We start from the raw sequence: 19,732 nt of genomic DNA, 5'->3' as shown, positions 1-19,732 counted from the left end.
CGGGTGCAGGATGGGCAGGCATGGAGACGCGTCAGGCCGAAGGCCGCGCGGAGGACGAGGACGCGCCGTTCCCCGCGATCCTGCAGGGCTGGCTCATCGAGGGAGAGCTCGGCCGCGGCGGGATGGGGCGCGTCTTCCGGGCGCGGCACCCGAAGACGCGGGCGCGGGCGGCGATCAAGGTGCTGCTCGGCGACTACGCCCGCCGGCCGGACGTCGTGGCTCGCTTCCGGCAGGAGGCGATCGCCGTCAACATCATCAACCACCCCGGCATCGTCCGTGTCTTCGACTCCGGTGAGGTCGAGGACGGCTCTCCCTACATCGTGATGGAGTACCTGGATGGGCGGGGGCTGCGCGACTGGGTGCAGGCCGTGCCGGCCGCGGATCGGCCGCGGCAGGTCGTGCGGCTCGGCTACCAGATCGCGTCGGCCATGGCCGCGGCCCACGCGTCCAAGGTCGTCCACCGCGATCTGAAGCCGGAGAACATCATGGTGATCGACGACGAGCTCGCCCCCGGGGGCAGCCGCGTCAAGATCCTCGATTTCGGCATCGCGAAGGTCCTCTGGGGCGGCCTCCCCGAGGTGCTGGAGCTGGACGCGAGGGGCTCCCTCGCGCCAGCGTCCGTGCCCCCGCTCCGCACCGAGCTCTCTGCGCCGACGGCGCCGACGGTGGGGATGGCGCCCGACCCCGAGAGCGCCGCCGGCTGGGCGGGGATCGCGAGCGGCCCTGCGAGCGACGCGCGCACGACGGCGGAGCGCGAAGAGAGCTCGACGGCGGAGAGCGACCCGCGCGAGGACGACGCGCTCCGGAGCCTTCCTCGCGTGAGCCTCGAGAGGCCTGCGATCCAGGTCTTCCCCGCGCCGGTCGAGATCCCGCCCGGGGTGGTCTCTTCTGCTGCAGGGCGCGTGTCCATCGAGCCCGCCGGGCCCGCGTCGAGCGGCGGGGGCGCGGGACAGCCCACGATGCCGTTCACGCAGGAAGGCGCGTGGGGCCTCGGGACGAGGAGCTACATGGCGCCGGAGCAGGAGCGCCACTCCGGGAGCGTCGACGTCAAGGCGGACGTCTACTCCCTCGGCGTCATCCTCTACGAGCTGCTCGAGGGGCAGACGCCCGACGCGCCGCGCGGCGCGTGGCCGCCCCCGATGAGCGCCGCCACGCCGCCCGATCTCGTCGCCCTCGTCCACCGGGTGCTGTCGTTCGACCCCGATGCGCGGCCGCGCATGGCGGAGGTGGCGACGGCGCTGCACCGGCTCGGCCGGGCGAAGAAGGAGCTCGACGAGGCGCTCTCGAGGTGGGTCGCGAGCGGCAGGGCGCCGAGGCTCCTGCCGCGCGGAAAGGCGCTGCACGAGCTGTCCGCGTGGGCCCGGGACATCGACGACCTCTCGGGCCTGGAGCGCAGCTTCCTCGACGCGGCCCTCGGCGCGGAGGCCCGCCGCGAGCGGCTCACGCGGGTGCTCCTTGCGCTCGGCGTGGTCTTCCTGATGGGCATGGTCGCGACGACCACGGTGTTCTGGGTGCAAGCGACGCGGGCGCGGGCAACGGCCGAGGCCGCCGAGCGCGCCGCGCGGGAGCACAGCCGCCTCGAGGCGGCCGCGAACTCCTCCGCGCAGGAGGCCCTCGCGAAGATGACCGAGGCGCAGCGCGCCACCGAGGAGGCGCTCGCGCTCGCGATGAGGGCGAGCGACGACGCGAAGAGCGCCAACTCCGCCAGGGACTCGATGACCGAGGCGAAGCGCCTGGCCGAGAGCGCCGAGCTCCGCGCGAGGCGCGCGGCGCAAGCCGCGGCCGCGGCGAAGGCAGAGGCGGACGAGCGCTACGAGCAGTCGAGGAGCGCCATGGAGCGCGAGATCGCCGGGCTCGAGGGCGACCGCGAGCGCCTGTCGGCGCGGCTCGGACAGGCCGAGGACGAGCGCGAGAGGGTGAGGGCCGCCCTCGGCTCGAGAGAGCACGAGCTCAGGGCTGCCCTGTCGGAGCTGAGGCGCGAGTCCACGCGCGTGGGCTTGCTCGAGCGCAGGCTCGACGAGGCCTCCGCGCAGATCGACGCGCTGGAGAGGCAGAACGAGGAGTGCGCCCTGCGGCAGCGCAGGGCGCAGCCGCAGCCAGAGCCTCCCGCCGACGAGGACATGCCCCCTGCGAAGGAGGAGAGAGAGGAGAGCGCGACGCCGCCGGCCGAGCCTCCGGCGGACTCGAGGCCTCGGCCGGCGCCCCGCTGGCGGTGGCGACGCGATACGACGATATAGCCGCCGCCTCGGCGGACAGCGGGAGGCGGGGCTCGCGCCGCGCGCCCGAGCCCCGCGCGTTCGGGCTAGCTGAGCGTAGGTATCTCCTCGCTGCCACGGTTGCCGCCGCGCGCGTCCACGACGCGCACGCTGCTCGCCTGAGGCCCCTCGTTGCCGTCCTCCTCGGTGTAGGCGACGCCCATGCCGACCCTCAGCTCGGAGAACGGAGCCGATACGATGCTTCGCTCGTGGAAATAGATCTCCCGACCATCGATCGTCGTGATGAACCCGTAGTCGTTGAACAGCTTCGCGATGACGCCGGCCGTGTCCTGCGCCGGGTGTGCCTTCACCTCGCTCCGGTGCTCGTCCGCGAGCTTCTTGAGCTGGCGACCGGCGCGCTGGAACACGTCGCGCACCGCCGCCGGCAGCAGGTTCCTCGCGGCCCGCTCCTCGCTCACGATCTCGTGCTTGCCGGCCACGTGGAGGTCGACGCGCACGCGGTACTCTCCGCCCGTGCCCATGCTCGCGTGGTCGCGCTCGACCACCACCGCGCAGCTGTTGATGTGGTCGTTGAAGCGCTCGATCTTGTTCGCTTGCTCCCGGATCAGCTCCTCGAGCGAGGGGCTTTTGCCGATGTGTCGGAAGGTGAGCTCCACTTGCATGCTCTCTCCTTTCATCCTGCGTCGCTGGGACGCCTCACTGCAGTCGCTATGGGTCGCTGATCCGTATCAGCCGATTTCAGCACGTGGGTGGGAGTTCCGGTCCAGGCGCCGGGCGCTGCCCCGGCCTCGCGGCTCTCCGCGCGATCGCTCGGAGAGCGCGCCGCTCCGGGGCTGCCCGATCGACGGCGTCGCGCGGCAGCCGGGCCTCCTCAGGCAAGACCGGGATCTCCCGGAGATCGGCCGAGGCGACGCCCCGCAGCCGACGCGTCGGCTCCTCGATGTCCTGCGCGCGCTTCACGCCGGGATCCAGGAGGGAGGGCCCGCCCCCGAGGTCCTGCCCGCCCACGTGGCTCGGCTTCATATCACGCTGTAGCATCGTCGGTATGCGTCTGCTTCGCCGGAGGCGCAGGCTCGGAGGGATTGGCCCTGCGACCGTGAACACCTCGCGCGTGCTCGGCGTGATCAGGTAGCAAGTTCGCTGCCATGGCCGCTCAACCGAGCAACAGCCGCGCGGCGCGCTCCTTCACGGTCGAGCGCGCCAGGCGCGCGCGCGGAGGCGCAGGCTCTGCGCGGAGCGAGCCAGTTCTTGCGTCCCTCGTGCATCTCCAGGGTGGCAAGGGGGTGTGGCATCAAGCGACGGGGCGCCCTCTCCTGGGGCAGTTTGCGACCTGCGGCGCGCTTCACGTCGTTCCATGGCGTCTCGTCGGCGCTCCATGCGTGTCGGGTCCGGGAGCGGTGCCGCCCGCTCCTGACGAGCTCTGCCACCAGGGGGCGCCGCGAGGGGCGGCGGCCACGACGGGCCCTCACGGAGCGCGGAGCGACGCGAAGGCCCGCCCGCCGTGCCGATCGGGAGCACGTGCGCACGGCGCGTCGTTGTGTCGTCGTGCGGCGCAGGAGCAGCGACAGGATGGCGTGCACGAGGGCGAGCGCCCGCGCCGCGAACGTCGCTGCACAGCCGGCTCGCGCTCCTCCGCTCGGCCTGCCACGTGCGCCCGAGCTCGCCCTCGTGCTCGCCGTTGGCTCGAGCTCGCTCCTCGGCGCGCCGCTTCAGCGGATCTCGAAGACGTAATCCGTGTCGTAGGTGCGGACGAAGAGCTTGCCGTCCTTCTCGACGAGGAACTCGGGGCCGCTCTTCAGCGGCAGCTTCGAGACGACCTTGCCGGTGGCGCGCTCGACGATATAGAGGAAATCCGGCTCGGCCGTGAAGCCGTATCCGCAGAGGAGGTGATCTCCATGCAAGACGAAATTCTCGGCGTTGCAGACGAGCGGCGCGCTCTGCCAGAGGAGCTGTCCCGAGGCGAGCTCGATGGCCGACAGGTAGGCGTTTTTGCCCTTCGATGAGGCCGCATACGTCCTGTGCCCCGACGAGACGTAGAGCACGCCGTCCTCGACCGCGGCCCAGCCGATGCTGCCCTTCACGAAGTCGGCTTCCTTGGGATCGAACTCAGGCGGCATGAGGAAGCTCTCGAAGTCGAAGAAGGCGACGATCGTGTGCGCCGCGTCGAGGATCGCGGCGAAGCGCGCCTCGGCGAAGTTCGGGCCGTAGAGCAGCGCGCTGTGGTCCCCGTGGCCGATCGCCTTGACGAGCGCTTGATCGCGGTAGCGCTCGGGAGCGAAGGAAGGGAAGGTGTCGCTCGCCCCGCGCGCGTCCGCGCTCGGCGCCGGCGTGATCATCGGCAGCGCGAGGCCGTTCGTGGTGAACCATGCCGCCTCGTCCGTGATCTGGTTCTTCTTCTCGGCGACCTTCACGAGGCGCGGCGCGGCGGAGCTTCCGGCCGGCGCGCGCCGGAAGAGCGCCGCGCCGAACGGCGGCGGCGGGAGCCTCACCGGCGACCGGCTATCGAGCGACGCGCCGTCGCCCGCGGCCACCAGCGCCGGCTGCCCGTTGCCGCCGCGGGGGGGCGGCGCGGGCCGCGGCGGCGGGGCGCCGTCGTGAGGCGCCGGCGTCGCGGCGCTGGCGCTGGCCGCGCCGGGGGGCGCCGCGGCGTCCTGGGAGGCGCGGGCGGGGGGCGCCGAGGCCGGCTGGCACGCGCCTACGGCGAGCAACGCGGCGGCGAGCCAGCGCGCGGGGCGAGGTGGCTGAGGCGGAGGCGGGGCGGCGAGCACGCGCGCAGCGTACCGCATCCGCCCCGGCGAGAGGGCGCTCCCAGGCGCGGGAGCTCAGCCGGCGGGCGTGAAGGAGAGGTTGAGCGTGTAGGGGCCGGCGTCCGGCGAGTTGTACGGCTCGACGAAGATGAACAGCGGCACGCCGCCGTCGACAGTGATATCGGTCCTCTCGTCGCGGCCTTTGATCTGCTCCTCCATGCACGCCAGCTGGCGGCCCGTGCAGCCCGCCCGTACGTAGAAGCCCTGGTCGGTCTCGGAGGACAGCACCACCCTGAGCCTGCCAGCGCTCGGCGGCGTGACCGCGTGGATCCCCTCCCGCATCCCGGGCCTGGTGCAGGTGCCGTCGAACACCATCGTCCCGCTCGTCGTGTCGCCCCGGTTCTCGCCCAGGACGGCCACGGGCGCGTCCGCGCAGATGTCGTCGAGCTCCCAGGTGCACTCGGCGGAGCAGCCGTCGCTGCTGACGGTGTTGCCGTCGTCGCACTCCTCGGGCCGGCTGACGGTGCCGTCCCCGCAGGTGGCCGGAGAGAACGAGAGCTCCAGCGTGTACGGCCCTGCGCCAGCGGACGTGACGGCGTCGACGAAGATCGGCACCTCCTGGTCCTTGCTCACGACGATCGCGATTTCAGGCCCGGCACCCGAGGGGGCGATCTTGTCCTGGCAGGCGAGCTCGGTGGATCCGTCCGCACACGCCGTGCGGGCGTAGAGGACGTGATCCCCCGCTCCTGACTGGAGCACGACGCGGAGCGTGCCCGACTGCCCAGCGGGGGGCGTGAACAGGTGGACCTCCTCGGGCCCCACGCCCCCGCAGGTGCCTTCGAACACGCGCGTGCCCAGCGACGTATCGCCCTCGATCGTCGCCGTCGTCGCCGGCGCCGCGTCCGCGCAGGCTGCGTCGACGAGCGGGCGGCAGGTCGCGGTGCAGTCGCTGTCCGCGCAGTCGACGCGCTCGTCGCCCTCGTCGTCCTCGCCGTCGGAGCAGTCCGTCTCGCCGAGCTTGCAGAGGCCATCCAGCGTGTCGCACACGCCGAGCGTCCGGCACTGCGAGTTCTCGGTGCACCCAGGGATGCACGCGGTGAGCTCGCCCCTGATCTCGCCGCACCGGTAGCCGTCGCGGCAATCGTCCGGCCCGCTGCACAGAAGGAGGCACAACCCCAGGCCCTCGCCGAAATCTTCACAGAAGCCGCCGTTGGGACAGTCTCCCACGGCGGGATCGCACTGGCCCGCGCAGGCTCCGGACGGCCATCCCCACTCGCGCTCGGTGATGCAGTAGTCCTCGGGGCAGGCCGCATCGGAGGTGCACGCCGCTCCATAGGGCGTGGGGCTCGCTCCGCCGGAGCCGCCGGTGCCCGTGGGCTCGGCGCCACCCGCGCCGCCGGTGCCCGTGGGCTCGGCGCCACCCGATCCGCCGGTGCCCGTGGGCTCGGCGCCACCCGCGCCGCCGGTGCCCGTGGGCTCCGCGCCACCCGATCCGCCGGTGCCCGTGGGCTCGGCGCCGCCGCTGCCGCCCGAGCCCGCGGGCTCGGCGCCACCGCTGCCGCCCGTGCCGGTCGCGCCCGACGCACCGGCGCCGCTGCCCGTGGGCTCGGCGCCGCCGGAGCCGCCGGCGCCACCTTCGCCACGTTCGCCGTCATCGCCGCCGCACCCAGCGGTCGTCGAGAGCGCGAGCACAAATAGACCTGCAACGAGTCGTACGTTCATCCACCCGCTCCACCAGAAGAGAGATTGTCGAGACGTGAGATGCACTCCACCCCACGGCGCAGCGCCGCACCATCTTCAGTGCAACGGCTTCGCCTGCCAACCCCTGGTTCACGGCATCCGTGTTCGTTGGCGCGCTGCGTTTGCCGCGGGCTCTTCATGCGCGATCCGCGCCGGACAGCGGGCCGTTTCGCGGAAAGAGGGCGTACCGAGGCGGCGCGCGTAGCATGCGAGCCCACCGGCCCGCCGCCGGAACACGTGCGTTCGGTGGCACCCTCGCGTACGGTCGCGTCCGATGAAGCCCGAAAAGACACTGCTCCTCTCCCAGTCCGATGTGGCCTCTCTCCTCGCCATGGAGGCGGCCGTCGCCGCGGTGGAGGCGGCGTTTGCGGCGCATGGCCGCGGCGAGGCTGCGATGCCGCCGAAGGTCTATCTGGGGCTCCCGGCCCACGACGGTGATCTCCGTGCGATGCCGGCCTACGCCGACGGCGCGGCTGGTGTGAAGTGGGTCAACTCGCACCCAAAGAATCCTGCGCGCTTCGGCTTACCGTCCGTGATGGGGCTCTACATCCTGAGCGATCCGGCCACAGCGGTGCCCCTCGCCGTGATGGATGCGACGCGCCTCACGGCGGTGCGGACGGGCGCGGCGGCGGCGATCGCGTCGAAGCACCTCGCGGGGCCGAACCCGAGGACGCTCGGCTTCATCGGTTGTGGCGTACAGGCGCGCTTCCTGCTCGACGCCCACCGCGCCGTCTACGGCGATCGGCTCGAGGTGCTCACCGCGGACGTGTCGCGCGAGGCGAGCGAGCGGTTCGCGGCCGAGTCGGGCGGGCGCGCGGTCTCGGTGGAGGAGGCCTCCGGCTGCGACATCCTCTGCACGTCCACGCCCGCCCGCGCGCCGGTCGTGCAGCGCGCGTGGGTCCTTCCGGGGGCGCACATCAACGCGATGGGCGCCGACGCGCCCGGCAAGCAGGAGCTCGATCCGGGCATCCTCCGGGACGCGCGCGTGATTATCGACGACTGGCACCAGGCGACGGAGAGCGGCGAGATCAACGTGCCGCTGCATGCGGGCGTCCTGCGCCGCGAGCACATCCAGGGGACGCTCGGCGAGGTCGTCGCGGGTAAGCTGAACGGGCGCGGCGACGCGGCCATCACCGTGTTCGACTCGACCGGGCTTGCGATCCAGGACGTCGCGCTCGCGCGGGTCATCTACGCCGCCGCGCGCGAACGGGGCGCCGGGACGGCGTTCGACTTCTTCGGCTGAGCGCGGCCGCTACGGCGTCCTCGCGCACCGCACGCCGAGGCTGTAATAGGGCGCCGACGGCGCGACGCTGACCCGCTCCGACGTCAGCAGATAGCTCGGCGTGCCGAAGCTGCTCCCGCTGCGGACCACCCGGTTCGAGGTGTCCGCCAGGTTGGCGCAGTCGACGCATTCCGCCGGATAGGTCCCGTACCCATCCAGCACCCACTCCCGCATGCTCCCGCCGAGATCCGCCTGCGTCCACCGCCCGTCGCCCTTCGGCGAGCGGGACCCGACGTGCGCGATGTCGCTGAAGTCGCTCTGGAATGTGCAGCCGGGCGCCGCGCTCTCCCTGCAATCGTAGGAGGCGTAGCTCGCGTCGATGGTCGTCGACTCCGGCGGATTCGACCACGGATACTGCCGCTGCTCGTCCCCGCCGGCCGCCGCGTAGTTCCACTCGGCTTCTGTCGGGAACCGGCCCCCGTCCCACGCGCAGAACGCGAAGGCGACATACCAGCTCACGCAGTTCATCGGCAGGTGCTCCTGGGCGCCCGCCTCCTCCGTCCACGTCCGCATGTCCGCGTTGTCCGGATTGCACATCACCGCTGCTCGCAGCGCCGCCGCGTCCGGGGGCAGCTCGTTGTTCCAGGCCGGGTTCCACCCGCTCCCCTGGATGCCCGGGCGCGCTCCCGCGTCGGCCGCGGGCTGGCTGCCGGGGTACGCCTCGACGAACTTCCGGAACCTCCCCACCGTCACCTCGAAGCGATCCAGGCGGAAGTCGCTCACCGTCGCTGGATATGCAGCATCGTTGCCGCGGTCGAATGTGCCCCCGGGCACCACCGCGCTCGCGCAGCAGCTCTCGCTTTCGCCCGGCCCGCACGTCGATGGCAGCCCTTCGCAGCTCGGGGGCGTCGTGCACGCCCCGCCGCTGCACACGGGCGCCTCCGCAGGACACGGCTCCGGGGCGTCCCACTGACCGCGGTCGTTGCACCGCTCTAGCCGGTTGTCCGAGCACCGCGCGTCGCCGCGCGTGCACTCGCCGGCGCCGGCGCCGCCGCCGCCGCTGCCATTGCCGGCGCCGCCGCCGCCCGAGCTTGCGTCGCCTCCGCCGGAGACGGTGTCGCCGCCTGCGCCTTCGAACGGGTGATAGTCCTTGTCCAGCCCCAGTATCGCCGTGCAGCCGCTTGCCATGAAGGCCGATGCCGCCCACCACCACCACCGACGCGTGCGCTTGCTCTTCATATCTCCTCTTTGGCCGCTCTCCCCGCGCTGTCCACCGCGGCGCGCGCCCGCGATCTTACCCGGCGACGCGCGCGGCTGCGCCGCCTCCAGCGGTATGGCCGCGCTCGACGCTCTTCACTCTTTTGGAACGAGCGGGTCGGCGTGACGACGGCCGCCCTTTGCGGCCGACCTGCAGCCTCCCCGCTGAGGGATCCCTCACATCTGTGGCGGAGTTTAACGGTTGGGCGTCACGGAGATCGAGATCTTGAGCTTCAAGTAGGCTCGAAGCGAGAAATTATGCCTGTCGAGTGAGAGGTCGTCGTCGCTGACCGGAGTTGTCTCGGTAGGAGGCGACCAGCGAGCCTAGCGCGTTTCCCGTTGGTCGGAGCGACATCATGACGACTCGCGCGACGAATTCGATCAAGCTTGCCCCTCACGAGAGCCAGCCCCGGCGCTGTCGACGCAGACCGAAGGATCTGCGTTTCGGTATGGGGCTTTCGGCCACGCACATCCATGATGCCCAGCGGCGTGATCGCTTGCTGCTCGCTGCCATCGCGAACGCACTTCCGACGTTGCTTGGGGCTGCTGCCGAGGAGGCGGATCTCGACCGGTTTCTCAGGGTGAACACGGTGAAGCGTCGCACCATTCACGCTTCCGCCAGGGGGCCTACGGGTACGGCTGCATCCCGACGATGCGAGAAGAGTGGCTGCGTCCACTCCTGATCGGCGCCAGGAGCCTGCTGGCGGTAGCGTTTCCCAGCTCCGTTCACGTTCGCCAGCGTCAGCAGCTCCCTTGCGCGCCGAGGACTGCCCCCGCCGGCCCTGCCCCCAGCACGCCTGCGCTGATCCACCGCGGGCTCGCGCCGGCTGCCGGGCCGGCTCCGGGGCGGCGTGCGTTCAGACGGGCGCTGGGCCGCCGCCTTCCTGCGCCGAAGCCGCCGGCGGCGCCGCGGCGGGCGCGGGTGCAGGCGAGGCTTCGGGCGCAGCGGCCGGCGGCGCGGGGCGGTTTGGGGCTGGCGCGCGGATGTGCCGCGCTCGGCGGAGACGGCCGGGAAGCGCTCCGCGGCGGCGGGGTCGTCCCGCTCCAGGTAGCGGCCGAGGTGGAGGAGCTCGACGTAGGCAGAGAGCCAGTAGGTATACGCCCGCTGCCGGAGCGCTGACGGACGCCGGGGGGGCCGCGGGAGGCGGCGCCATTCCACCGCGTGCGCCCGTCCGGCTGGCCTGTGGACGAAGAGGCAGTCCAGTTCCCCAGGAACTGCTCTTACGAAGGCGCTATCGTCGGCGTCAGAAGCGCCCTCGCGCGCCGAACATGGCCCCTTTTGGCCCTGCCTCCAGCACGCCTGCGCTGATCCACCTCGGGCTCGCGGTGACCGCCGGTGGCGCGGTCTTCGGCTCGGTGAGGTACAGGACGAGCGCCGTCCCGGCCCCGACCAGGCCCACCGCGAACCCGATCGTGCTCACCGTGGCCAGCATGTTCGCGCTGTCCCCGGCGTCGCGCCCTGTCGTGTCGCATGCCTTCGGGTCCGCGGCCTGGATCCCGCTGCCGCAGTGCTCGTCGATGGTGTCCTTCTTGCCGAGCACGATCGCGCCGGTGATGCCGCCCAGCACGAGGCCTGCCGCGCCGAGCCCGCCCGCCAGATAGAGAGCCGTTCGGCGGCCTGCGGGAACCTCCGGCGCGCCCGGCGGGGCCGGCGCGGGCGCCGGCACGATCGCGGGTGCCGGGGACGTCGGAGGGGACGCGGGGGCCTGGGCGGCCGGCGCGTCCTTCAGCGCCAGCGTGAGCTCCTTCGTCTCGCCCGCCGCGATCGTGACGTGTTGTTCCCGGACGGGCCCTCCCGGCGCCTGGATCGACACCCGGTGATCTCCGGGGTCGACCGGCAGCGCGACGCCCAGCGCGGCCTCGCCCAGCACGGACCCGTCGCGCCGGACCACGGTGCCTGCCGGCGCACCCGGCGGCAAGGAGAGCGCGAGCCTCGGAATCTGGGGCGAGAGCCGGTCGCGCTCCTCCATCGCGAGCTTCGGCCGCTCGCCTTGACGGGCCTGCTCGGCCGGCTTCATCCGATCGAAACGCGCCAGGTAGTCCTTGAAGCGCGCGACCGCCGTGGCGATGCGGCCCCATCGGGCCTCGCAGGACGCCAGCGTGAAGAGCGTGCCGGGCTGAGGGTCGATGCGCTCGCTCTCGGCGAGGGCCTTGCAGCCCGTCTCGTAACGGCCTGCCTGCATGTCGGCGAGCCCCCGCTCGAAGAGCGCCTCGGCAGCGGCGATGTCCTGCGCCGCCGCAGGAGCCGAGAGGGAGAGCACGCCGAGGGCGGCGAGGAGAGGGGCGGAGCGGCGGAGACGAGGGGGCATGCGCTGGCACTCGGCGGGTGAGGAGAGAGCGGGAGACGCGCCGTCACGAGCGCGGTGGGCGGGCGGATTGGAGCACGACGGCGGAGAGGTGGGAAGGAGGGGAAGGAGAGGGGAACGGGGCGCTGTGCCGTGCCTTCATGACGGCGCTTGAACCGCTCGCAGACGAGGACACGCTCGGTCCGCAGGGGGCGAGCCGGCGTTGCCACCGAGGCGGAGCTCGGCGCGCAGGGGGCGAGCCGGCGCTGCCGCGGAGGTGCAGCTCAATACCGGCCGTACGGGGAGGGGGAGGTGGATGTCGTTTGCTGCGGCGCGGGCGGCTTCTTGTCGCCCGAGGGCGGCCTGGGGCCCGATGCCGATGGCTTGGCCGCGGGCTCCCGTGGCGGCGCGCCCGGGCGGAGCGTTGTCGGCGCGGGGGCCGTGGAGGCTCGCACCACCGCCGTGGACGGCGCGCGCGGCGCCGTCGCCGGGGGGCGAGGAGGCGTCGCTGCGGCGGTCGGTTCCGGCGCCGCGGGGGCCGGCTCGGGCGCCTGCGCGAGGGCCGGCTCGGGCGTCTGCGCGAGGGCCGGCTCGGGCGCCGACGCGGGCGCCGGGACCAGGGTCGGCTCGGGCGCTGCCGCCGTCGACTCCGGCGCCGCCGCGGCCGTCGTGACGGCTGCCGCGGCTGGCTCGACGCCACGGCTGGCGCGCAGCACGAGCCAGCCGCCGCCCAGCAGCACGAGGAGCCCCAGCCCCGAGAGCCCCGCAACGAGCGGGGCGCGGCTCGGTGTCAACGACCTGGACAGCATGCCGGACACCGCGGCGCCGGTCGAGCTCCCCACGTGCGCCGGACCGGACGAGCGCGCGTCGCGCTCCGGGCCCGCGCTCGTCCTCGTCGCCGCCACCGGCTCGGCCGTGAAGAGGGCGGGGGCCACCGCCGCGGTGGCGGGGGCGGTTCCGGGCCAGGACGGCGCGCTCGGGAACGTCGCCCGGCTGCCGCCCGCCGGGACGCCGAGCACGTCGCCGAGGGCCCGCACCGCCTCCGTGGCCCGCTGGAACCGCGCCGCGGGATCGACCGCCGTGGCCCGGGCGAACCACGCGTCGAAGGCCGGCGGCAGCGCCACGCCCATCGCGCGCGCCCGCTGGACCGGCGGCTCCTGCGGGCCGCGGACGGCGATCATCGCGAACGCGAACACGCCGTCGACGCTGCTCGCCTCGGGATCCCAGTACGAGGCGCCCACGAGCAGCGTATAGGCCATCATGCCGAGCGCGAAGACGTCCGCGGCGCCGGTGAGCCTCGCGCGGCCGTGGAACTGCTCGGGGGGCATGTAGAGCGGCGTGCCGAGGCTGCTCGTGGTGCCCGCCGCGGTCGCGCCCTCGGCGACGAGCTTGGCGATGCCGAAGTCGAGGATCTTCACGCGGACCGAGCCGTCCTCGCGCTGCGACAGGAAGAGGTTCGCGGGCTTGAGGTCGCGGTGCACGATGCTCGCCGCGTGGGTACGGTCGAGGGCCAGCGCGGTCTGGTAGAGGTAGGTGACGGCCTCGGCGGGCGGCAGGCGGCCGGCGCGCTTGATGCGCTCGCCGAGCTCCTCGCCGCGGAGCAGCTCCATGACCAGGAACGGCATCCCGGTCGCCTCGTCGACGCCCGCGTCGAAGACATCGACGATGTGCTCGCTCTCGACCTTGGCCGCGATGCGCGCCTCTTGCTTGAAGCGGGCGCGCATCTGCTCGCTCTGGAAGAGGTGAGCGTGCATGACCTTGAGCGCGCGGCGGCGCTCGGTCTCGAGGTGAATCACCTCGTGGACGGCCCCCATCGCGCCGGCGGCGATGAGGCGCTCGACGCGGTAGCGGCGCGCGAAGACCGTCCCCTCCGCAAGGATGACCGACACGAGAGGAGGCTCACGCGCCGGGCGGGCGGCGTCAAGGGGACGGGAGCCGGTACGAGGCCTCGACGAGGTGCTCGGTGACGTCGAGGCAGGCATGGAGGAGGCGGTCGCCGACCGTGAAGCGGTGATCGCGGGGGAACTTGGCGACCCGCTCGGCCATCCAGGCGAGGAGCGATTCCATCCGGGCCGCGATCACCGGCGCTGCTGCCGGGCCGGGGCTCCGCCCCCGGACCCCCGGCTTCCCGCGCTACGGCTGCCATCGCCCGACATCGGCGGGGATCCGTGCTCGAACAAGGGTTCAAGGATCAAATTTCAATGGAAGTGATACATTAAGCAATATCTGTGTCATTGTCCTACGGTGTCTTCGCGCACCGGGCCCCGGTGCCTTCGCTGCGGTCCGACGGGAGGCGGCTGTTGCGGCTGGAAGAGAGCGGGTGCGATGGGGGGTCGCTCCAGCTCCCGCCCCGGATCACCCGGACCGAAGCTGTGGTGAGATTCGCGCAATCGTTGCATTCGCCTGGTGGGTACGGACTCGCGAACCCATCCAAGACCCACTCCCACAGGTTCCCGGACAGGTCTGCCTGACCCCACTTCCCATCCCCCTTCGGCGACCGCGAGCCGACCAGCTGGAAGTCGCTGAACGCGCATGACCGCGGCATGACCGCATCTCCCATGCAGTCATATACCGCGTGGCTCGCGTCGATGGTGGTGTCGCTGGCTGACGTCGACCACGGATACGGCCTCTGCTCGCCTCCTCCCGCCGCCGCGTAGTTCCATTCCGCCTCCGTCGGCAGCCGACCCCCATCCCACGCGCAGAACGCGAACGCCACGTACCAGCTCAGGCAGCTCATCGGGAGGTGCTCGTTCGCTCCGGAGTCATCCGTCCATGTCTGGTAGGTCGACTCGCACTTCACCCCGGCCTTCAATGCCGCCGTATCCGCGGGCAGGCTGCTGTCCCACGCTGCGTCCCACCCGCTCGCCGCGATCTTCGGGTGCTCTCCTGCTCCTGCTGCCGGCTTGCTCCCGGGATATGCTTCCACGAACTTGCGGAACCGGCCCACCGTCACCTCGTACCTATCCAGCAAGAACCCGCTCACCGTCGCTGGATACCTCGTATCGTTGCCACGGTTGAACGTCCCTCCTTCGACCGCCGCTCCCGTCGCGCAGCAGCTCTCGTCGCCCCCAGGACCGCACGTCTCCGGCAGACCGACGCAGCTCCGTGGTACGCACTTCCCTTGGTCGCACGCTGGCGCTGCCGCTCCACACGGCGCCGCATCCTCCCATTCCCCGCGCTCATCGCAGCGCTGTGGCCGGTTCTCCGAGCAGCGCACGTCCTCCGGGCCGCACTCCCCGACGCACTTGCCCTCTACACACGTCTGATTCGCGCACGCCTTCCCCTCGGGCGTGCACTCGTCCCCGCCTCCAGCTCCCCCGGCGCCTCCCATCCCGCCTCCAGCCGCCCCTCCGGCGCCGGCTTCTCCGCCAGCTCCGCTCCCGCCGCTGCCTTCTTTTTGCACGTAATAACCGTCCTCCAGCCCCGCCACCAGCCCACAGCCGCCCGCCGTCGCCGCCCACGCCGCCCACAGCCATTTCGCGCCCGTCCTCTTCGCCATGGCTCGTCGTACCGCCGCCGCGTGCCCGATGTCCACCGCCGCGCGTGCTCGGCCTCACGCCCTGCTGCGCGAGCCGCATGCGTGCGCCTCGCGGCGCATGCCCCCGCGGCTCGCGGAGATGCCACGGCATCTTCGTCTCGAGCGAGCCGAGCGCCCAGATGGATTGCGTCAGGCAATCCGGAGCCCCGCCGGCGGCGAGCCGCTCGATCAGCACGGCATCGAGGCTCACGCAATTACGCGCGACCTGTCAGAATGATGTCTCTATTTCTCCCGAGCAGCGCGGTCACTTCGCGGGTCGCCGGAGCGCGACATGCGCTGAACTTGGCCGCGTGCGCGCCCCCGTGACAGCCACGCCGCGATGCCCTCCATGGCCCATGAGGTCCTCGTGGGTTTCCGCGCCGTGCGCTCCCTGGCTCCCGTTGAGGTGTTCCCGCTGCGCAGTGCCGTGGCCGGCTCGACGGCGTGCGCCTCATCGAGGCCTACCGTCGCGCTGCTCTCGGGCGCTGTCGCTCCGCGGCCGCTCCGACCGAGCGTGACGTGTCGCCCGCGGCGCCGGGGTCGGGTCACCCGCTCTCACGCGCTTGCGCACAGGGTTGCGAATTCATCTCTCTTTATCTGCCGTGCAGATCGCTTATTTGAAGTGCGTCGCCGCCGGTGAGTTGATATCAAGACCGCCGTGGGCAAGCTTGACGGGTTCGCGAAGCTGACCTTCGCCGAGGACACCCCGCGCGTCACCGACGGCTCCGCCGCATGGCACCGGCCGCCCGAGGTGCGACTCGAGCGCGTTCAGGCCGACGGTTACCTCCGTGTGCTGCGGCCTGACGGCCTCGCTCGTCTCGCCGCGCCCTGGCCGGCGGCGTGCGACCATGACGAGGTGCTCGTCGAGATCAAGATGGCCGGCGACCACGTCGACATCGGGGAGATCAAGCGCGCGACGCTGCGCAGGCTGGCGCGCGAGATCGAGCGCATCTACGCGTGCGAGCCGCTCTGGATGGGCGAAGAGCCCCTCTGGGTCGTCGCTCCCCGCTTGCCGTCGTGGCTGTACGTTGCGCGGGCGCCGGAGCGGTTCTCTCCTGGCTGCTACCGCGTCGGGCCGTCGCCGTTTCAGTTTCTCTGGATCGCCGCCAACGAGCTACCGCTGTGCGATGAGCTCGTGCCGTTCCTGGTGGCTCGCTCCGGACAGGCCCTTGACGAGTTCGCCCGGTGGGTGGCACCGCGGCGGGAGGTGGAATGGGTGATCTCTATGCTAGAGTACCTGCCGATGTCACCGCAGACCCGTGAGGACTTGCTGCGACGCTTCGCTCGCTCCGACGACCCGGAGATCGAGGCGCGCAGGCAGTGGATCCTTCGCGCCTTGCTCGCCGATAGCCCGGAGGTCAAGGCACAGCTCATCCAGGAGGGGATCGAGCAAGGGATCGAGCAAGGGCTCGAGAAGGGCCTCGAGAAGGGCCAGGAGCAAGGCCGGCTGACGGAAGCGCGCGCGGCGCTCCGCAGGGTCCTGGCGCGGCGTGGGCTTGCGCTCAGCGCGGCGCTAGAGGCCCAGATCGACGCCTGCTCGGAGCCGGCCGCGCTGGAGCGGTGGCTTGACCAGGCGGTGACCGCGACGAGCGCCGAGCAAGCGCTGGCGTAGCCTCGTGCTCGCGGCTGGCTCCGCATCGACCGCCCCTGGCGAGCACCTCCACGCCTCCCGGGGGAGCACCTCGACCTCCACGTAGGACAGCTGGATGAGCTCGCGACGCCCGCGTTCTCGGAGGAGAGGACGCGCGACGCTCTGCCGGCTCGCGCGCGAGAGGCCGCCTCGGTGCCGCTGTGCCCGACCTCGACGGTGCGCAGTTTCATCCCGTTCAGACAGTGCGGATTCATGGCGTCCTGCCACCGGGCGCGGATCTGCTTGCGGACCGCTCCCGCGTCTCGTTCGGCGTGCGCCCGATCTCGTCGTCGAGCTCCGCCACGCCCTCGGCTGCACCCTCCCTCCATGTCGCCTCCGCTCGTGGACTCGAAGGGGCCCTCACACCGCCAGAAACTCCCTCGCGATCTCGTCGTCGAACTCCGCCACGCTCCCCCGCCGCACGATCCCGCCGTTATCCATGATGAAGTACTCGCTCGCCGTCGAGAGCGCGAAGTCCAGGAACTGCTCCACGAGCAGGATCGCCATATCCCCCTTCTGTCCGAGCCCCTTTATCACCTCCCCGATCTCCTGCATGATCGACGGCTGGATCCCCTCCGTCGGCTCGTCGAGCAAGAGCAGCTTCGGCTTCCTCAGCAGCACGCGCGCGAGGGAGAGCTGCTGTTGCTGCCCGCCGCTCAGCGTCCCTGCCGCCCGCGCGTGAAACTTCCTGAGGATGGGGAACATCTCCATCATCTCTTCCAGCGCCGCCGGGCTAGGCGTCGGATCGCTCTTCGCCTCGAAGCCCATGAGCAGGTTCTCTCGCACCGTCAGGTAGGGGAAGATCCCTCGCCCCTGCGGCACATAGCCTATCCCCGCGCGCGCCCTGTCGCTCGGCGACCTCGCCGTGAGGTCCGCCCCGTCGAGCGTCACCTTGCCGCGCCTTGGCTTCAGCACGCCCATGATCGCCTTGAGCAACGTCGTCTTGCCGACCCCGTTGCGGCCCAGCAGGCACGACACCCGCCCTGGCGCGACGTCCAGGCTGACCTGCGACAGGATGCAGCTCTCCTCGTAATAGACCGCGAGATCCTCGACAACCAGCATGCTCGCTACCGCTCCTCCGCCTGAGCCTCGGCCGGCTCCTTGGCCCCGCCCCGCGCGCGCCCCGCGTCGTGCGCCCGCCCGAGGTAGACCTCGATCACCTGCGCGTTGCCCTGGACCTCCTCGACCGGCCCCTCGCACAGCCGCCTGCCGGCGTGCAGCACCGTCACCGTGCTCGCGTAGCGCCGCACGAACTCCATGTCGTGCTCCACCACCAGCACCGACCGCTGCTTCGCGATCTCCTGGACGAGCTCCCCCGTGCGGTCGCGCTCGCGCCGGGTCATCCCCGCCACCGGCTCGTCGAGCAGGAGCAGCTTCGGCTGCTGCACGAGCAGCATGCCGATCTCCAGCCATTGCCGCTCCCCGTGCGCGAGCACCGCGGCCCGCACGTCCGCGCGCCGCCGGAGCCCGACGCGATCGAGCGTCTCGGAGATCTCCCTCTCTTGGGGCGCTGACAGCCCGCGGAGCAGCCCCGGCGCGCTCTCCCGGAAGCCCATCGCCGCCTCCAGGTTCTCGAGCACCGTGAGGCTCCCGAACACCGCCGGCGTCTGGAACTTCCGGCCGATCCCGAGCCGCACAAGGGCGTGCTCCGGCAGGCGATTCACCTCCACGGCCTCCTGTCCGGACTCCCCACCTCCGTGGAACACCACACGTCCGCTCGACGGCTTCGTCTTGCCGGTCAGGATGTCGAGCAGCGTCGTCTTCCCCGCGCCGTTCGGCCCGATCAGGAACCGGAGCTCCCCGCGCTGGATGGAAAAGTCGAGCTCGTCCAGCACCTTGAAGCCGTCGAAGCTCACCGTCACCCGCTGGACCTCGACGATGTTGCCGCGGCTCATCGCGCTGCTCCTCTCCTCGTCTCTGCGTTCGATTCCGCGCTCGTTTCCGTGCTCGCTTCCGCTCATCTCCGCGCCTCCCCCTCAGCGACCGGTCGTCGCCGGCGCCTCTGGGCCCGCCGCCGAATCGACCTCATCCCCGCTCGCCGGCCCCGCCGCGCCGCCCGTGTCGCGGCGCGAGAGCTTCGCGGCGTGCCGCTGCAGGAAGCCCGAGACGCCCTTCGGGAGCAGCATGACCGACGCCGCGAAGAGCGCGCCGAAGCCGAGCTGCCACACCTCGGGGTACGACTCGCTCAGCGCGCTCTTGCCCAGGCTGACCAGGATCGCCCCGACGACCGCGCCGATCAGCGTGCCGCGCCCGCCGACAGCCACCCAGGTCACCATCTCGACCGACGGGATCACGCCCATCGAGGAGGGCGAGATGAGGCCGACCTGGCAGACGAACAGCGCGCCCGCGATGCCCGCCATGCCCGCCGACAGCGCGAACACCAGCGTCTTCAGCGTGACCGGGTTGTAGCCGAGGAAGCGCACCCGGTTCTCGTCGTCCCGCATCGCCACGAGCAGGCGCCCGAAGCGCGACTGGGTGAGCTTCCGGCACAGGAGATAGAGCGCCCCGAGGCAGAAGAGCGTCACGAAATAGAGCACCGTCTGCGTCCCGGCTGCCCCCCGCGCGAAGCCGAAGATCGTCTTCAGGTTCGTGATCCCGTTCGTGCCGCCCGTCACCGCCTGCTGGCCGATGAAGAGGATCGACGCGATCAGCGTCAGCCCCTGGGTGATCAGCGAGAAATATACCCCCTGGACGCGGCTCCGGAAGACGAGATAACCCACCGCGGACGCGACCGCCATCGGCAGGAGGACGACGGCGCAGAGGGCCACGACCGGCGAGCGGAACGGCTCCCAGAAGATCGGCAGCGCCTCGAGGCCGCTCCAGCTCATGAAATCGGGCAGGCGCGAGCCGGACGTCTCCAGCTTCAGGTACATCGCCATCGCGTAGCCGCCGAGGCCGAAGAAGAGCCCCTGCCCGAGGCTCAGCATCCCGCCATAGCCCCAGATGAGATCGAGCCCCAGGGCGACGATGGCGTACGTGAGGAACTTGCCGAGCAGGTTCAGGCGGAAGTCGGAGAGCGCGAGCGGCGCGACGAGGAGCGGCAGCGCCACGGCGAGCGGCGCTCCCCAGGTCCAGACGAAATTGCGAAGGGCAGAGTCTCGAGGGGCCATGTCCGTGT

Annotated in this window: 15 protein-coding genes; 3 read left to right on the top strand and 12 right to left on the bottom strand. The window is 71.9% G+C overall.

Annotation, left to right across the window (positions count from 1 at the left end; all coding sequences use genetic code 11):
• Nucleotides 1-20: 20 nt before the first annotated feature.
• A complete protein-coding gene (locus tag WME73_RS31340; RefSeq protein WP_437911924.1) occupies nt 21-2,237 on the top strand; it encodes a protein kinase domain-containing protein in 2,217 nt (738 codons plus the stop codon).
• Between the two features lie 65 nt (nt 2,238-2,302).
• Here WME73_RS31340 and WME73_RS31335 read toward each other — a convergent pair whose 3' ends face one another.
• The 4 genes from WME73_RS31335 to WME73_RS31320 form a co-directional block, all read right to left on the bottom strand.
• The gene (locus WME73_RS31335) at nt 2,303-2,878 is read right to left on the bottom strand and encodes an HPF/RaiA family ribosome-associated protein (RefSeq protein WP_437740055.1); all 576 of its coding nucleotides are present in this window, start codon (nt 2,876-2,878) and stop codon (nt 2,303-2,305) included.
• A 76-nt stretch (nt 2,879-2,954) separates the two neighbouring features.
• A complete protein-coding gene (locus tag WME73_RS31330; RefSeq protein ID WP_437911923.1) occupies nt 2,955-3,254 on the bottom strand; it encodes a hypothetical protein in 300 nt (99 codons plus the stop codon).
• Between the two features lie 671 nt (nt 3,255-3,925).
• Entirely contained in the window at nt 3,926-4,984 is a 1,059-nt protein-coding gene (locus WME73_RS31325; protein WP_437911922.1) for a hypothetical protein, read from the bottom strand.
• Between the two features lie 54 nt (nt 4,985-5,038).
• Nucleotides 5,039-6,685 (bottom strand): DUF4215 domain-containing protein, encoded by a 1,647-nt coding sequence (locus tag WME73_RS31320; RefSeq protein WP_437911921.1) that lies wholly within the window; start codon nt 6,683-6,685, stop codon nt 5,039-5,041.
• A 292-nt stretch (nt 6,686-6,977) separates the two neighbouring features.
• Between WME73_RS31320 and WME73_RS31315 the strand changes: the two genes are divergently transcribed.
• Complete coding sequence (locus tag WME73_RS31315; protein ID WP_437911920.1) at nt 6,978-7,946, top strand: ornithine cyclodeaminase family protein; 969 nt, start codon at nt 6,978-6,980, stop codon at nt 7,944-7,946.
• Nucleotides 7,947-7,955: 9 nt separating this feature from the next.
• Here WME73_RS31315 and WME73_RS31310 read toward each other — a convergent pair whose 3' ends face one another.
• From WME73_RS31310 to WME73_RS31290, 5 genes are all read right to left on the bottom strand, one after another.
• Nucleotides 7,956-9,164: a formylglycine-generating enzyme family protein gene (locus tag WME73_RS31310; protein ID WP_437911919.1), complete on the bottom strand. Its 1,209-nt coding sequence runs from the start codon at nt 9,162-9,164 to the stop codon at nt 7,956-7,958.
• Nucleotides 9,165-10,426: 1,262 nt separating this feature from the next.
• On the bottom strand, nt 10,427-11,491 hold the full coding sequence (locus WME73_RS31305; protein ID WP_437740048.1) for a hypothetical protein: 1,065 nt from the start codon (nt 11,489-11,491) through the stop codon (nt 10,427-10,429).
• Nucleotides 11,492-11,751: 260 nt separating this feature from the next.
• On the bottom strand, nt 11,752-13,356 hold the full coding sequence (locus WME73_RS31300) for a serine/threonine-protein kinase (protein ID WP_437740047.1): 1,605 nt from the start codon (nt 13,354-13,356) through the stop codon (nt 11,752-11,754).
• A 31-nt stretch (nt 13,357-13,387) separates the two neighbouring features.
• Entirely contained in the window at nt 13,388-13,534 is a 147-nt protein-coding gene (locus tag WME73_RS31295) for a hypothetical protein (protein ID WP_437740046.1), read from the bottom strand.
• Nucleotides 13,535-13,706: 172 nt separating this feature from the next.
• Entirely contained in the window at nt 13,707-14,966 is a 1,260-nt protein-coding gene (locus WME73_RS31290; RefSeq protein WP_437911918.1) for a formylglycine-generating enzyme family protein, read from the bottom strand.
• Nucleotides 14,967-15,642: 676 nt separating this feature from the next.
• Between WME73_RS31290 and WME73_RS31285 the strand changes: the two genes are divergently transcribed.
• Nucleotides 15,643-16,596 (top strand): hypothetical protein, encoded by a 954-nt coding sequence (locus WME73_RS31285; RefSeq protein ID WP_437740044.1) that lies wholly within the window; start codon nt 15,643-15,645, stop codon nt 16,594-16,596.
• 378 nt (nt 16,597-16,974) lie between these two features.
• Here WME73_RS31285 and urtE read toward each other — a convergent pair whose 3' ends face one another.
• The 3 genes from urtE to urtC all read right to left on the bottom strand — a co-directional run bounded on the left by urtE (nt 16,975) and on the right by urtC (nt 19,724).
• A complete protein-coding gene (gene urtE / locus WME73_RS31280) occupies nt 16,975-17,676 on the bottom strand; it encodes an urea ABC transporter ATP-binding subunit UrtE (protein WP_437740043.1) in 702 nt (233 codons plus the stop codon).
• A 5-nt stretch (nt 17,677-17,681) separates the two neighbouring features.
• Entirely contained in the window at nt 17,682-18,509 is an 828-nt protein-coding gene (urtD, locus tag WME73_RS31275) for an urea ABC transporter ATP-binding protein UrtD (protein WP_437911917.1), read from the bottom strand.
• Nucleotides 18,510-18,590: 81 nt separating this feature from the next.
• Nucleotides 18,591-19,724, bottom strand: a complete 1,134-nt coding sequence (urtC, locus tag WME73_RS31270) for an urea ABC transporter permease subunit UrtC (RefSeq protein ID WP_437740041.1) — start codon at nt 19,722-19,724, stop codon at nt 18,591-18,593.
• Nucleotides 19,725-19,732: the final 8 nt, after the last annotated feature.

Origin of the sequence: Sorangium sp. So ce302, assembly GCF_051530145.1 — a bacterium.
In the GTDB taxonomy this organism is placed as follows: domain Bacteria; phylum Myxococcota_A; class Polyangia; order Polyangiales; family Polyangiaceae; genus Sorangium; species Sorangium cellulosum_B.
This window is presented reverse-complemented; position numbering and strand designations above follow the sequence as displayed.

What these genes read in the sequence shown, in the direction of transcription:
- WME73_RS31320 (WP_437911921.1), bottom strand. Translation starts at nt 6,685, where the DNA reads ATGAACGTACGACTCGTTGCAGGTCTATTTGTGCTCGCGCTCTCGACG.
- urtE (WP_437740043.1), bottom strand. Translation starts at nt 17,676, where the DNA reads ATGCTGGTTGTCGAGGATCTCGCGGTCTATTACGAGGAGAGCTGCATC.
- WME73_RS31305 (WP_437740048.1), bottom strand. Translation starts at nt 11,491, where the DNA reads ATGCCCCCTCGTCTCCGCCGCTCCGCCCCTCTCCTCGCCGCCCTCGGC.
- WME73_RS31330 (WP_437911923.1), bottom strand. Translation starts at nt 3,254, where the DNA reads ATGCTACAGCGTGATATGAAGCCGAGCCACGTGGGCGGGCAGGACCTC.
- urtC (WP_437740041.1), bottom strand. Translation starts at nt 19,724, where the DNA reads ATGGCCCCTCGAGACTCTGCCCTTCGCAATTTCGTCTGGACCTGGGGA.
- WME73_RS31340 (WP_437911924.1), top strand. Translation starts at nt 21, where the DNA reads ATGGAGACGCGTCAGGCCGAAGGCCGCGCGGAGGACGAGGACGCGCCG.
- WME73_RS31295 (WP_437740046.1), bottom strand. Translation starts at nt 13,534, where the DNA reads ATGGAATCGCTCCTCGCCTGGATGGCCGAGCGGGTCGCCAAGTTCCCC.
- WME73_RS31315 (WP_437911920.1), top strand. Translation starts at nt 6,978, where the DNA reads ATGAAGCCCGAAAAGACACTGCTCCTCTCCCAGTCCGATGTGGCCTCT.
- urtD (WP_437911917.1), bottom strand. Translation starts at nt 18,509, where the DNA reads ATGAGCCGCGGCAACATCGTCGAGGTCCAGCGGGTGACGGTGAGCTTC.
- WME73_RS31290 (WP_437911918.1), bottom strand. Translation starts at nt 14,966, where the DNA reads ATGGCGAAGAGGACGGGCGCGAAATGGCTGTGGGCGGCGTGGGCGGCG.
- WME73_RS31310 (WP_437911919.1), bottom strand. Translation starts at nt 9,164, where the DNA reads ATGAAGAGCAAGCGCACGCGTCGGTGGTGGTGGTGGGCGGCATCGGCC.
- WME73_RS31335 (WP_437740055.1), bottom strand. Translation starts at nt 2,878, where the DNA reads ATGCAAGTGGAGCTCACCTTCCGACACATCGGCAAAAGCCCCTCGCTC.